Below are 13,459 nucleotides of genomic sequence, written 5' to 3'. Positions count from 1 at the left end.
ACGCAAATTAATCAAATAGGCAGTTTTCAAAACTTTTAACCAGTAATTCCAGCCCCTTTTGGTCTTCTTCATCGAAACGATCGAAGATAGGACTGTCAATATCGAGCACCGCAACCACGTTACCTTGCGCACGAACTGGCACAACGATTTCAGAATTACTGGCAGAATCACAGGCAATATGACCATCAAATTGATGGACATCAGCCACTCGCTGAGTTTGATTAGTGAATGCTGCTGTACCACACACACCTTTTCCTAACGGAATGCGTGTACAAGCCACTTTACCTTGAAACGGGCCAAGTACCAGTTGTTCGCCACGCATGACGTAGAATCCCACCCAGTTCAGCTCAGTTAAATTATCATTGAGCAAGGCTGAAAAATTCGCCATCGCCGCAACAAGGTCATCTTCCCCTTCCAACAAGGCCAAGGCTTTACGGTTAAGTGACTCATAAAATTTCGATTTCATTACATTTCCTAACAATTTTATTCTGCTGCTTCGGTCTTTTTAGCCGCTTTTTTCGCTGCAGGCGGATTCGTTGGCGTACTATTAACCTGAACGGCGCCTTTAAGCAAGTTCGTCAGCTCATCTTTATTGTTAGCAAAATAGAATGCGAGCTTTTCGCCCACACTTTCATCTATACCCAAATCAGCTTTTTGAATGAAGGGGATAAGGTTATCGGCGATATCGAGCATCTTATCGTAGGCATCAGCCTCCTTCTTAGATGTGAATGTCATCTTTTCAACCCCTTCTCTGACCACGACAAACTGTGTTATTACTGCCATGACTGCCCTCGCACTGTTTTTATATACAGTAACTAGAGTGACATAGATTGAACTTGTGATGCAAGTGTTCTGATTAATCTGATATTATTAGCGTACTTTCGTTGCCAAGATTATAAAAGCGCTAGACGTGGCTGAACAGCTAACTAGCACGACACTTTGCACCGTTCTCGCTGTTATTACTCCTATTAGGCTAATATATATTTTTATATGCATGAAAACGCAGCAGAAAATTCAGTAACCCTATGCCGCTCCTGCGATTTAGCAGTCCGCAAACGTGCCTTGCCTAGCGGCGTTAGAGCAATCTGTCCTCGTTGCAGCACTGCACTTTATGACACGCCATACTGCTCTGTGAATGGTATGTTAGCCCTATGTATTTCGGCATTAGTGTTTTATTTCCCTGCTAATTTTTTACCCGTACTCGAGATCCACTTTTTCGGCAGTATTCGTACTACCACGGTTTTCCAAGGGGCATTTGCAGTATTTGACCAAGGCTATTGGGTTGTAGGTGTCGCCGTACTTGCCGCAGCTGTGATAGGTCCAGGCTTATTACTGTTATCGATATTGACACAGATTTTAATTGTGAAATGGGGATTGAGTAGCTTTTTTTGGCGTAACTCATTGAAGCAGTTGTTAAAATTTCATGGCGTCTTATCGCAGCTCACTATGCTGGAAATTTATGTGATCAGCTTCTTAGTTTCATCATTTCAGCTATCTGATTTTTCGGACATTTATTTTGGTATGGGCACATTTTGCTTCACTATGCTGTTTCTCGTGACCTTGTTTCTACAAAGAGAATACGACTTAGAACATATGTGGACGTTATTGGAAGGTCATAGCTGATATGAAACAACAAGGTAAAGATATCGGCCTATGTCTCTGTAAAGTGTGTCGCCAACTCAACAGCAGTGAACTCACGCACTGTCAGCGCTGTGAAACTGAGTTGCAAGTCAGAGACTATTCCAGCCTGCAAAAAAGTTGGGCTTTGTTGATTACCGCTGCCATCTTACTGGTGCCAGCCAACATTTACCCTATCACTATGCTGACCAATCAAGGGCAAGTGCGGCACGACACCATTTTTTCAGGCATTTTGCATTTAGTGCATTCAGATATGTTGCCTATTGCCATCATAGTGTTTACCGCCAGTATTTTAGTACCATGGATTAAAATCATCGGCTTATCCATTTATCTGTGTGCGATCAGCTTTGACATTCCGATTTCAAAAAAGAAATTGATGGTGGGTTTTCACATCATCGAATGGATTGGCCGCTGGTCAATGCTCGATTTATTTGTCATCTCAATCACAGTGGCATTAGTGAACATGGGACAATTACTCGACGCGAAACCCGCGCCTGCGGCTACCGCATTTGCCTTGGTTATTCTGTTAACTCAGTTAGCCGCAAAAGTTTTAGACACTCGTTTACTCTGGGATCGATTGGAACCTCAAGATGACACAAATTGAATCGCCGAAAGTTGTAAAGAAAAAACTCTTTTCGCCCATTTGGCTGCTTCCTATTGTCGCGTTGGCATTAGGTGCTTGGCTGGGCATTAAGAGCATTAAAGAATCGGGGGTTGAAATTCAAATTCACTTTCCGAGCGCCACTGGGATTGATGTAGGTAAAACCTTAGTCAAATACCAAGGTTTAACTGTCGGTAAAGTTAAAGACATTGGCATAGATGAAGATCTCAAAGGTGTGAACGTCAAGGTCATGATGGACTACCGCGCTAAACCTTTCTTGAATAAAGAAACCCTCTTCTGGCTTGTCACACCTAAAGCAAGTATTACAGGTGTTGAAGGCTTAGATGCGCTGTTTTCGGGTAACTATATTGCTATCCAACCAGGGAAAGGTAATGCCTCGACCTTTTTTGAAGCAGAACGCCAACCGCCGCCGATGCAAATCGGCTCAGAAGGTGTGATGGTCGAATTGACCTCCGATAAACTGGGTTCGCTCGATGTTGGCTCGCCAATATTTTTTCGCCAAATCCCCGTGGGTAGCGTGGTCAGCTATCGTTTAGATGGCAATCAAAGAGTCATTATCAGCGCTTTCATTCAAGAGCAATACGCGCGGTTAGTGAAGAAAAATTCTCACTTTTGGAATGTTTCTGGCGTCAAAATTGATGCTTCACTAACTGGGGTTAAAGTCAGTTCAGAGAGTTTGGCGTCCATTCTGGCTGGCGGCGTGAGTTTCAGCTCTGACGATAAAGCAGACATAGCTAAAAACGGTGACGTTTTTTCGCTTTATGATTCAGAAACCACCGCCCTTGGCGGCATAGAAATAAGCTTGACCATGGCTGACGCTAACGGTGTCGACAAAGGTACCCGCATCGTTTATCGCGGCATCAATATTGGCAGTATTTTAAGTAAACAACTCACGTCCAATGGTGTTACAGCCGTGGCTAAATTTGAATCTCAATACGGTTCACTGTTAACTAACGACGGCGTGTTTTGGCTTGAAGGTGCTGATATTTCCCTCTCAGGCATTAAGAATCCAGAACGCTTACTGACAGGTAGCGTGATCAACTTCCTGCCAGGCATCAACACCAAAAGCGCGATACCAAGCAGCTTTGCCTTACAAGCCAAAGCGCCTGATTTACTGCAATCGAAGAAGCGTTTCTTGACCTTAACCTCAGCCGAAAACATGGGCATTTCAGCGGGCGCTCAAGTTCGCTTCAAGCAAATCCCCATTGGTTCCGTGCTTACAGTTAAGTTAACCAAAGATTTATCGGCGGTGGAATACCAACTCGAGCTACAACCTGAGTTTGCCAGTCTAATACGCAGCGACAGCTATTTTGTGCCTGAGTCGGCATTAACGGTAAACGCATCGTTAGACGGGGTCTCAGTCAAAGCAAGGGATTTTACAACGCTCACTCAAGGTGCAGTTAGCTTGATCCAAGGTCATAGCGACACACCTTTAGCTGCTAACAGCGCTCTGACCCTCTTTAGCTCTGTGGATGCCGCGACAGTTTTTTATGATCGTCAGCAGCAAGTGCATTTAACGTTAATCAGTCAAGATGGCGCCGATGTCAGCCAAGGCTCACCGATTTACTATAAAAAAATGCAAATTGGCACAGTTGACTCAGTGAACTGGCAAAGCAAAACCGAAGACTTCGCTATCAAGCTCGCCATAGACAAACAATTTCAACCCTTGCTGAAAAAGCCAAAAGTATTCTGGCGTAACAGCGCCGTTGATATCAGTGCCAGTCTTGCCGGTATTGATGTCGCTGTTGCCCCGCTACAGGGGGCATTAAAGGGCAGTATCAGTCTGGGACTGCTTGATAGCAATGACAAAGCCAGCAATGCAGCTAACTTAAAACTCTATGAGAGCAAGCAGTTGGCATTAACTCAGGCGCAGGCGATTCGCCTCACATTACCCGCCTCCAGCAAACTGACGGCCAAGGCCGCGATTCGCTATCAAGGTCATCAAGTGGGTGAAGTGTCGCAGGTGAAGCTAAATGCGGATCTCAATACACTCACAGCTAGCGCATATCTCTACGGGGAGTATGCCGAACATTTCAGCCGCAGTGACTGTGAATATCATTTAGTGGATGCACAAATTTCTCTGGCGGGGATCAAAGCGCCAGAAACGCTGATCACAGGTCCTTACATAGGAGTCTTACCGGGTAAGGGCAGTCAAAAAGCGACCCAGTTTGTTGCCAACCTCGCCGCCAGCAGTTATGCCAATGTTGCCGAAGATGCGCTGAAATTCATTCTAGAAGATACTAGCCTAGGCTCAATGAAAGTCGGCACACCTATCTTCTTCCGAGGGATTAAAGTCGGTCAAATCGACGGTTATAGCCTATCGACACAGGGGAATAGTGTATTGATGCAGGCCCATATTGAGCCGCAGTACAGTCACTTAGTGAATCAAAGCAGTCAGTTCTGGGATGCCTCGGGGATTAAAGTCGATGTCGGCCTCTTCTCTGGTGCCCAAATCGAAGCGGGCTCGCTGGAAACCTTACTCGCTGGCGGCATCAATGTGGCGACTAAGAACACGACTCAAGGGGATAATCGTTTAGCGACTGGCACAGTATTAAGATTGCAACACAAAGCCGAAAACGAATGGCAGCAATGGGCACCCGCCCAGTAATTCTTTTCATCAAAATACTTACACCAACGCACTAATATTAAAGCTCTTACAAATAAATCAGGCGCATAATGCGCCTGATTTATTTTTAGCTTCTCGCAATATTATTGACACATTCTAAGTCGCTCAACACTCTAGCCCCCTTATCCATAAAACCAATAACAAACGGCAATCGCGGCACTGATCCCCGCAAAGTCCGCAGTTAAACCGCAAGCCAAGGCGTGGCGTCCATGGCGAATACCCACAGAACCAAAATACACAGCGAGAACATAGAAAGTGGTTTCAGTACTACCCTGAAAAATCGCCGCTAATCGACCCGCAAAGGAATCTACTCCGTGGTGATCCATTGTCTCAAGCATCATAGCTCTAGCGCCTGAGCCACTAAAAGGTTTCATCAGCGCGGTCGGCATAGCATCGACAAAACGCGTATCGAAACCTAATATCCGCACACCAGTGGCAATCAACTGCAACAGATAATCCAAGGCGCCGGATGCGCGCAGTAAACCAATCGCTAATAACATGGCGAGCAAATAAGGGATCAGCCGGATAGATTGGGCAAAACCCGCCTTCGCGCCTTCAATAAACTCATCATAAACCGCCACCTTGCGAATGCCCGCAACAATCACGAAGGTAAATACCAATAACAGCAAGATACCATTGCCCATTGCCGTCGACACTGTGCCAATGGCATCAGCACTTAAAGTCATCAGATAAAAACCACTCGCCACTAACCCTGAGAGCATCAAGGCGCCATAACCGAGCACCACTGAGTTTAATAATGAAATTCGCTGCACTAACGCCACAACCAGCAAACCCGACAATGTCGATGCAGAAGTGGCCAGTAAAATCGGCAAAAAAATATCCGCAGGCGCAGCGGCACCTTGCTGGGCACGGTAAAGGAATACCGTCACAGGCACTAAGGTCACAGAGGAAGTATTGAGTACTAAAAATAAGATTTGCGCATTGGTCGCCACGGTTTTTAGCGGATTTAAACTCTGCAAATCATGCATCGCCTTTAAACCAAGTGGTGTGGCGGCATTATCTAACCCAAAGATATTCGCTGTTAAATTCATCGTGATACTGCCAAAGGCGGGATGCCCCTTGGGCACTTCAGGCATCAAACGGCGCAGTAATGGCTCAAACACAAAGGCAATAGCGCCGACAACGCCAGCCTTTTCCCCTACCTGCATCAATCCCATCCACAGAGAAAGCACGCCAATCAGCCCAAGAGAAATTTCAGCGGCAAGCTTAGCACTCGCAAATAATGCGGCGACTGAAGCCGATAATACTTCTATATGTCCATTGAATAACTGCACTGCTATTGCAAGCAATGCCGTGATAAAAAAAGCCAACCACACGCGATTCAGCACGCTAATCCCCTTATTTTTATTTGTTTTTATTCTATTAGCTCATGGCTACTGAGTGCTAGCTTTATGGCGACTCATTCCAATATCGCTCAAATCGTCAGAGCATAAACATTAAATCACAATAGCAGCCTTGGCTGCTCGGGAGAAAATCTCAGACCCAATAAGGGATTATGATATACTCGCGCCAGTTGATACACAGTCTATTTTCCTATGGTTCAATGAAATCAATGGTCCAATTAAATCAAAATTTTATCGATACAATCACCCAAGAACTCCCCGCCCATTTATCCATGGACGAGTTTATTGCCGCCTGCGACAGGCCGCTTAGACGTTCAATTCGGGTCAATACCTTAAAAATCAGCAGCGACGACTTTAAGACCTTGATGCAACCTAAGGGCTGGACGTTCGATCCTATTCCTTGGTGTGAAGACGGATTTTGGATCAGTTACGACGAAGAAGAACAACTCGGCAATGCCTTAGAGCACATTCAGGGCCTATTCTACATTCAAGAAGCCAGCTCTATGTTGCCGCCGACCGCACTTTTTACACCGAATGCACATTGGCAGTGCGTTCTCGATCTTGCCTCCGCGCCGGGTTCAAAAACCACTCAAATGGCCGCATTAATGCAAAACCAAGGCTTATTAGTGGCAAATGAGTATTCGGCAAGCCGCGTAAAAGTATTACACGCCAATGTGCTACGCATGGGCGCGAGCCACTGCGCCCTCACCCATTTCGATGGCCGTGTATTTGGCGAATACCTATACGAAAGTTTTGATGCCGTGCTTATCGATGCGCCCTGTGGCGGTGAAGGCACAGTGCGTAAAGACGCCGATGCACTAAAACACTGGAGCCTAGACGATGTGCTGGCGATTAGCGAAACCCAAAAAGCCTTAATCGAATCGGCGTTTCTCGCCCTGAAACCCGGCGGTACTTTAGTCTACTCAACCTGCACCTTAAACCGCCTCGAAAACCAAGGCGTGTGCGAGTATTTAAAGCAAGTCTACGGCGATGCGGTGCAATTTGAATCCTTAAGCGATTTATTTGATGGCGCAGATCGAGCTACAACGCCCGAAGGCTTCTTACATGTCTGGCCACAGATTTACGACAGTGAAGGTTTCTTTGTCGCTAAATTGAAAAAAACCGCCTCAGTGCCGCGTTTACAGCCTGAGCCTAAACTGCAGAAAAACTTCCCCTTCACGCCCGCATCAGCGAAACAAGCCCAAGGGATCAAAGACTATTTTCAGCAGGATTTAGGCATCAGCTTACCGGACGAACTCATCATGGTTCGCGATGATGAATTCTGGCTATTCCCGCATGAATTCAACGCTTTTATCGGCCGTATGCGCTTTCAGCGTATTGGCATTAAACTCGCCGATAACAGTAAACACGGCTTTAAAGTCCGCCATGAAGCGATTATTGCATTAGCAGGAAAACAGCTCAGCCCAACCGCAAAAACGGTCGATGTGAGCGATGTTGAAGCGAAAGAGTATTTGATGGGGCGAGATATTGCCCTAAACACCGCAGTGAAAGCTCAAGGTGAAGTGATCGTCTGTTATGGCGGTGCACCATTAGGCATGGCGAAACATTTAGGCAATAAGTTAAAAAACAACCTATCCAGAGACTTAGTGAAAGATAAAGTGTTACTGCTACCAGAACAGACAAAATCGTTATAATTTCGCTGTTTTTTAGCGATAAATAACCTAAAAAAGGGGAAAGTGAGCGCGACTATAAGACAAAAGCTCGACTACACTGAGTCTATTGTAAAGCGTACTGCATGGCGCTTTCACCTGTAGCGCACGGCTCTTCAATGAGCCATTCCCCTAGGCCCAAACAGCTTTAATCGTTTTGGGCCTTTTTTTATGCCTGTACGCTAACAATCACGCTATCGCATAAAGTGATTCAAAGCACTTACTGCTAACGGCCAACTAAACGCGCTGCATCTTTGAATAAATTAAAAAAGTTATTGCTGGTGTATTCAGCAAGATCTTCATAACGCTCACCTCTAAGCTCTGCCACAAACTCAGCCACATCACGCACATAGGCAGGCTGATTCTCTTGTCCACGGTGTGGGATCGGCGCCAAATAGGGCGAGTCCGTTTCAACCAACAGGCGATCCTGAGGCACTTTGCGGATAACGGTTCGTAGATCACCCGCATTTTTAAAAGTGACGATGCCAGAAACCGAAATATAAAAGCCGAGATCAATCGCCGCTTTCGCCATCTCCCAGTTCTCGGTAAAGCAATGCAGCACGCCGCCAACGTTATCCGCGTTGCCCTGCTTAAGCATATTGATCGTATCTTCACGTGCATCACGGGTATGGACAATTAAAGGTTTATTCACTTCGACCGCAAGGGTAATCTGCTGCTCAAAACATTGCTGTTGCAACAGCTTAGTGTCGTCTGCATAAAAATAATCTAACCCCGTTTCACCAATCGCGACCACTTTAGGATCGGTGGCAAAGCGGCGGATTTGCTCAACATCGAGGCCTTCTTTAACGTCTAATGGATGCACACCCGATGACAAAAATACCTGTTCGAAGGCTGCAACTTTATCTCGCATCGATTCAAATCCTTGCTGGCGTACATTCACGCACAACATATAGTCCACACCACGGGCTTTAGCATTAGCAAGAATCTGTTCTAAGGTTTGTTGATCAGGCGCCGCTTTGAGGCGATCGAGATGGCAGTGTGAATCAATAAGCACAAGGATTTCCAAGCAGAGTAACAAAGGACGACAAGGATACCCAGCCAAGGGATCGAGGTCAAATTCAACAGAAGTAAATAGCCAGTTTAGGCAATGAGCAAACGTTTAAACCAGATCAATAATGCAGGCTAACCTACATAGTGCAGGTTAGATCGCCAGAGGCGAGTTCGCGGGACAGTAACTTTTCGATATGGTGTTTATGGCTATCTGGCTCAGAAATAATTTTAATGCCAATCCCCACAGGGCGGCCACCCGACGCTCCTAAGGGATTAATCCACACCACAACACCACGAAATTCATTAGTGAGGGTTGCGCCGGGTAAACGATACGCAATCGTCAGCGGTTGGCCAAGATAATGACTTTCACTGGTCGCAATAAATAATCCTGCCGGCTTAATAAAAGGCATATAGGCACGATATAACTGATGTAAGGTATCAAAATTAACGACGAGATCTACCATGGCATATTACTTATTTGTTATCTCTCTATATTCTAAGACATAACTTTGACACAGGGCCAGATAATTGACGCTTGGCATTGTGCTTAAGCTATGACACATTCCCATGATCTTAGCCGCCAAATTCCCGAGCTGCGCATGAACAAACGCATCTTGATGGCTATTTTTCAGTAAAACCTGTCGTATAAGTAGGTACAAAACCTTAAGAACATCAATTATTTGTTGTTCACTTATTATTAACAAACTAGCACACAGATGACCAGACGACAAACTTTGTGCCCAATCTTTGCGAAATTGTAGCAAGGATTGATACCGACTCTGTTGGCTACTCTCAGACAGCAAGCTCTCAGCCAACTTTAACGGTCCACCCACCACACTCAAACACCAAGTTACATCCTCTTGAATACCACATCGCTGGGCAAGCCAGTTTTTGATGACCTCTCGACTAGGAACGACAAAAGGAATGCGTTGACAACGACTGCTAACCGTCGCCATCAAACGTGCAGGCGTATCCGACTGCAAAATAAGTAAGGTGTCTTTACCTGGCTCCTCAAGGGTTTTAAGGAGTGCGTTCGCGGCAGCGGAGTTAAGACGCTCGCTGTGGTGGATAATCGCTACACGCCTGCCACTTTGCTGTGCGGTGGCTGTCAGACGCGTACACAGCTCACGAATTTGATCGACTTTAATTTGATTGCCATCGGCGGCGATATGATAAAAATCAGGATGATTGCCCGCATCATAGAGCTGACAAGACTTACAAAAACCGCACGCGCCCACAGGCGTTGGCTGCACACACATAGCCGCGCGCGCCATAAACACACTCAGCAACTCACCACCATAGGCTGAATCAATGCCCACGAGTTGTGCGTGAGGTATTTTTTGACGCGCTAATTGAGCTAAAAATGCCTGCCTTGGCCCTTCGAGCCAAGGTAATTGCTCAGCCGTAAATCCGGACTCGGCTACCATACCATCGCCTGAAGCACGGCTAAGATATCTTTGTGCACTTCGGCCATAGTTTGGCTCGCGTCTATAACCACGATACTGTCATCTTCGCTGGCAAGTTTGAGATATGTAGCGCGTGCTCGCTCAAAGAAATCAATCGCTTGTTGCTCAATTCTATCAAGCTCACCACGTTTAGCTGCACGGGTAAGCCCAAGCTTAGGATCTAAATCTAAGTACAAAGTAAGATCGGGTTTAAATCCCTTTAGTGTTGCAGTGCTCACCGCTTCCACTAGCGGCATTAACCCTCTACCACCACCTTGATAAGCTAATGACGATAGATTGTGTCTATCACCCAATACCCATTGCCCTTGCGCAAGCGCGGGCTTTATGACATTAGCAACTAACTGAGCTCTGGCAGCATAAATGAGTAAACACTCGGCCTCATCACACAGGGGATCGTTCGCATCGGCAATCTTAACTAAATCACGGATACGTTCAGCCAATGGTGTACCGCCCGGTTCGCGGGTGCAAATCGGTGCTTTACCCGTATGCTTTTCAATAAAGTCGCGAATAAGGTTAATCGCACTCGACTTACCCGCGCCTTCTAAACCTTCAATAACGATAAATTTTGCAAAAACTGACATTGGATTTTCTTTCTCTGCATTTTTACTTTGGTGATTTTTCTGGCGTCGCTGGTTTTGTCTTACGCTGATAGACGTCTACAGCATGATTGTGTTCTTCAAGCGTGGTTGAAAACACATGGGTGCCATCGTTGCGCGATACAAAATAAAGGTAACTCACACTGGCGGGCTTAGACACGGCCATCAATGAGGCTTTACTCGGTGCAGCTATCGGCGTTGGCGGCAATCCAAAGATACGATAAGTATTAAAAGGCGTCTCTTCGACTAAATCTTTGCGGGTGATATTACCCTTATAGCGATCACCCATGCCGTAAATAACGGTCGGATCGGTTTGCAGACGCATACCTAGGTTAAGACGATTAACAAATACACCGGCGATTTGCTCACGCTCATGGGCTTGGCCGGTTTCCTTCTCAACTATCGATGCCAAAATCAGCATTTCATAGGGCGATTTTAACGGCAAATTTGGCGCCCGTTCTGCCCACGCTTTGGCAAGCTCCTGCTCCATCATTTTATAGCTTTGAGTCAGCATGACTTTAGCATCCGCCTCGGCGGTATAATGATAAGTGTCGGGGAAGAATTTTCCTTCAGGCAAACCAGAATCATCGCCTTCTGCCATCAATACCGCTGCAAATGCTTCTGGTGACATTTGTAAATGCGGAGCACTGGTAAGCTGTTGTTCCCATTCCACAATAGTTTTACCTTCAACTAAGGTCAAACTGAAGGTTTTTACTTTCCCAGCGATCAAATCATTGAGTAAATCAGTAATCGTTTGTGAAGGTGATATTTCATAAAGTCCCGTGCGAATTTTGGCAAGCTCAGGACGGAACTTAAGTAGCCACTTGAGTTTCCACGTATCTTGAATAACGCCGTCATCGGCAAGTTGCTGCGCCAGTTGATTTACACTGGTGCCGCGTTCAACCTTCAACTCTTTAGGCTCGCTGAGACTCAGCGGCGTTTGACTGTATTCGACAACCGTTTGATAGCCCCAAAAGGCACCCAAACAGACTAAGGTTAGCAAGGTCAACAGGGTTGAACTGGCGATAATAATGATTTTTTTCATAGAGTGAGTGAAAGTGTCTGTCTAAGTTGCGCGGTAATCGGAGCACGGGTGAACTTGAGCGAGTCTATCGCCAGTACATCCACAATCCCTAAAACGCTGTTAGTGATAAACGCTGAGTCAAATTCGATTAAACGCTCGGCGCCAACGGGCAAACATTCGATATTCATGTTCTGTTCAAGCAAGGCCAACATTATCTGTTCGCGCATCACACCCGCCACGCCACACAGGGCTAATGAAGGCGTGATAATGCGATTATCTTTGATAAAAAACACATTCGCCATCGAAGATTCAATCACATTCTCCTCGATATCTTTGACTAACCAGTCATCAAATCCCTGCGGTAAAGAGTGTGATTTAATCAAAACTTGTTCGAGTCGATTTAAATGCTTTATCCCTGCCAACAGAGGCTGCAAACCCAATCGTACCGACGAAGTTTTAAGGCTAATACCCTGTTGCTGCCACTGAGCATAATGGCCGGGGATAGTGTGAACTGAGACGATTTCAGTAGGATTAACCGTTTCTGGCGGTGTATAGCCACGGCCACCAGCACCACGGGAAACGATTAACTTAATGCAATGATGAGGATATTCAATAGCTAAGGTATTCAGTTGCTGTTGCAATGCTTTACTCATTTGCCATTGAAATCCAAGCCTTGCGGCGCCTGCGGTTAAACGGGCTTGATGGGCTTCAAAAAACATAATCCCCTCAGCGTCCGTTCGCATCGTTGCAAACAGACCATCACCGTAGGCAAGCCCTCGATCGGAAGGGTCGACACTTGCCTGCGATGCGCCATTCACCCAGAACACGCGTGTTAGTCCTGACTGATACGGCTAGCCACCGCTTCTTGCTGATCTTTGTACTTGGCACTTTTACGGGTGTTATAAGGACGTGCAACCGCATGATTTAAGCGTTCAAAGTTAAGCGCACCTATAGTCATGCGTGGACGCAAAGCTAAAGGCAACTTGCCGCTGTTATAAAACTCGAGCACAATTTTACCTTGCCAACCCGGATCGATACGGTGCGCCGTTACGTGTACCATCAGGCCTAAACGCGCTAGAGACGAACGGCCATCAAGCCAACCGACGATGTCGGCAGGTAAAGTTACGCTCTCGTAAGTCACAGCCAAAGCCAATTCGCCAGGATGCAAGAAAAATGCTTCGCCATCGGGGATTTCGATAATCTCACTCATCACCCGATCGAGCGCCGCTTGCATCTCAGCACTTGGACCACTCAAGTCGATAAAAGGCGCGGTATGATCTTTAAAGACGCGAAACTGTCCACCTAAGCGCACATCAACACTGACGCCTGAAATAGCTTCTATGCCTGGGCGAGGTTCTATTACGATAGTGCCGTTATCAAGGGCCTGTTCAATTTCGATATCGGTTAAGCGCATCTTGCCTATTACTCCTTGAGTTTTTATG

14 protein-coding genes are annotated in these 13,459 nt (G+C 46.2%); 4 read left to right on the top strand and 10 right to left on the bottom strand.

Features of this window, described 5'->3' with window-relative positions; all coding sequences use genetic code 11:
• Positions 1-7: 7 nt before the first annotated feature.
• Both L5M11_RS06120 and L5M11_RS06115 read right to left on the bottom strand, forming a co-directional pair.
• On the bottom strand, positions 8-466 hold the full coding sequence (locus tag L5M11_RS06120; protein WP_263191641.1) for a GAF domain-containing protein: 459 nt from the start codon (positions 464-466) through the stop codon (positions 8-10).
• A gap of 17 nt (positions 467-483) precedes the next feature.
• The gene (locus L5M11_RS06115; RefSeq protein ID WP_105252655.1) at positions 484-783 is read right to left on the bottom strand and encodes a YebG family protein; all 300 of its coding nucleotides are present in this window, start codon (positions 781-783) and stop codon (positions 484-486) included.
• A 207-nt stretch (positions 784-990) separates the two neighbouring features.
• Between L5M11_RS06115 and L5M11_RS06110 the strand changes: the two genes are divergently transcribed.
• Genes L5M11_RS06110 through L5M11_RS06100 form a run of 3 tightly spaced genes read left to right on the top strand, consistent with a single transcriptional unit; the run spans position 991 to position 4,868 of the window.
• Positions 991-1,623 (top strand): paraquat-inducible protein A, encoded by a 633-nt coding sequence (locus L5M11_RS06110; RefSeq protein WP_263185381.1) that lies wholly within the window; start codon positions 991-993, stop codon positions 1,621-1,623.
• 1 nt (position 1,624) lies between these two features.
• Positions 1,625-2,242 carry a paraquat-inducible protein A gene (locus tag L5M11_RS06105; RefSeq protein WP_028759757.1) on the top strand — a complete coding sequence of 206 codons (618 nt, stop codon included), beginning with the start codon at positions 1,625-1,627 and terminating at the stop codon, positions 2,240-2,242.
• Positions 2,229-4,868, top strand: a complete 2,640-nt coding sequence (locus L5M11_RS06100) for a PqiB family protein (protein ID WP_263185382.1) — start codon at positions 2,229-2,231, stop codon at positions 4,866-4,868. The genes L5M11_RS06105 and L5M11_RS06100 overlap by 14 nt, the downstream gene beginning before the upstream one ends.
• 140 nt (positions 4,869-5,008) lie before the next feature.
• Here L5M11_RS06100 and L5M11_RS06095 read toward each other — a convergent pair whose 3' ends face one another.
• Positions 5,009-6,235 (bottom strand): nucleoside recognition domain-containing protein, encoded by a 1,227-nt coding sequence (locus L5M11_RS06095; RefSeq protein ID WP_263185383.1) that lies wholly within the window; start codon positions 6,233-6,235, stop codon positions 5,009-5,011.
• A 224-nt stretch (positions 6,236-6,459) separates the two neighbouring features.
• Here L5M11_RS06095 and rsmF point away from each other — a divergent pair, with 224 nt between their 5' ends.
• Entirely contained in the window at positions 6,460-7,905 is a 1,446-nt protein-coding gene (gene rsmF / locus L5M11_RS06090) for a 16S rRNA (cytosine(1407)-C(5))-methyltransferase RsmF (protein WP_263191640.1), read from the top strand.
• Positions 7,906-8,146: 241 nt separating this feature from the next.
• Here the strand turns inward: rsmF and L5M11_RS06085 are convergent, their stop codons facing one another.
• The 7 genes from L5M11_RS06085 to dcd all read right to left on the bottom strand — a co-directional run bounded on the left by L5M11_RS06085 (position 8,147) and on the right by dcd (position 13,431).
• Complete coding sequence (locus tag L5M11_RS06085; protein WP_263191639.1) at positions 8,147-8,935, bottom strand: TatD family hydrolase; 789 nt, start codon at positions 8,933-8,935, stop codon at positions 8,147-8,149.
• 133 nt (positions 8,936-9,068) lie between these two features.
• Positions 9,069-9,395: a PilZ domain-containing protein gene (locus L5M11_RS06080; protein WP_028759752.1), complete on the bottom strand. Its 327-nt coding sequence runs from the start codon at positions 9,393-9,395 to the stop codon at positions 9,069-9,071.
• 6 nt (positions 9,396-9,401) lie between these two features.
• Positions 9,402-10,358, bottom strand: coding sequence for a DNA polymerase III subunit delta' (gene holB, locus L5M11_RS06075; RefSeq protein WP_113940548.1), 957 nt, complete (start codon positions 10,356-10,358; stop codon positions 9,402-9,404).
• Positions 10,352-10,978, bottom strand: coding sequence for a dTMP kinase (gene tmk / locus L5M11_RS06070; RefSeq protein WP_028759750.1), 627 nt, complete (start codon positions 10,976-10,978; stop codon positions 10,352-10,354). The genes holB and tmk overlap by 7 nt, the downstream gene beginning before the upstream one ends.
• A gap of 22 nt (positions 10,979-11,000) precedes the next feature.
• Positions 11,001-12,038 carry an endolytic transglycosylase MltG gene (gene mltG / locus L5M11_RS06065; protein WP_263191637.1) on the bottom strand — a complete coding sequence of 346 codons (1,038 nt, stop codon included), beginning with the start codon at positions 12,036-12,038 and terminating at the stop codon, positions 11,001-11,003.
• Positions 12,035-12,844 carry an aminodeoxychorismate lyase gene (gene pabC, locus L5M11_RS06060; RefSeq protein ID WP_263191634.1) on the bottom strand — a complete coding sequence of 270 codons (810 nt, stop codon included), beginning with the start codon at positions 12,842-12,844 and terminating at the stop codon, positions 12,035-12,037. Before pabC ends, mltG begins: the two co-directional genes overlap by 4 nt.
• Positions 12,845-12,849: 5 nt before the next feature.
• A complete protein-coding gene (dcd, locus tag L5M11_RS06055; protein WP_028759747.1) occupies positions 12,850-13,431 on the bottom strand; it encodes a dCTP deaminase in 582 nt (193 codons plus the stop codon).
• Between the last annotated feature and the right edge of the window lie 28 nt (positions 13,432-13,459).

It is taken from the genome of Shewanella sp. SM87 (assembly GCF_025653705.1).
GTDB lineage: Bacteria > Pseudomonadota > Gammaproteobacteria > Enterobacterales > Shewanellaceae > Shewanella > Shewanella oncorhynchi.
This window is presented reverse-complemented; position numbering and strand designations above follow the sequence as displayed.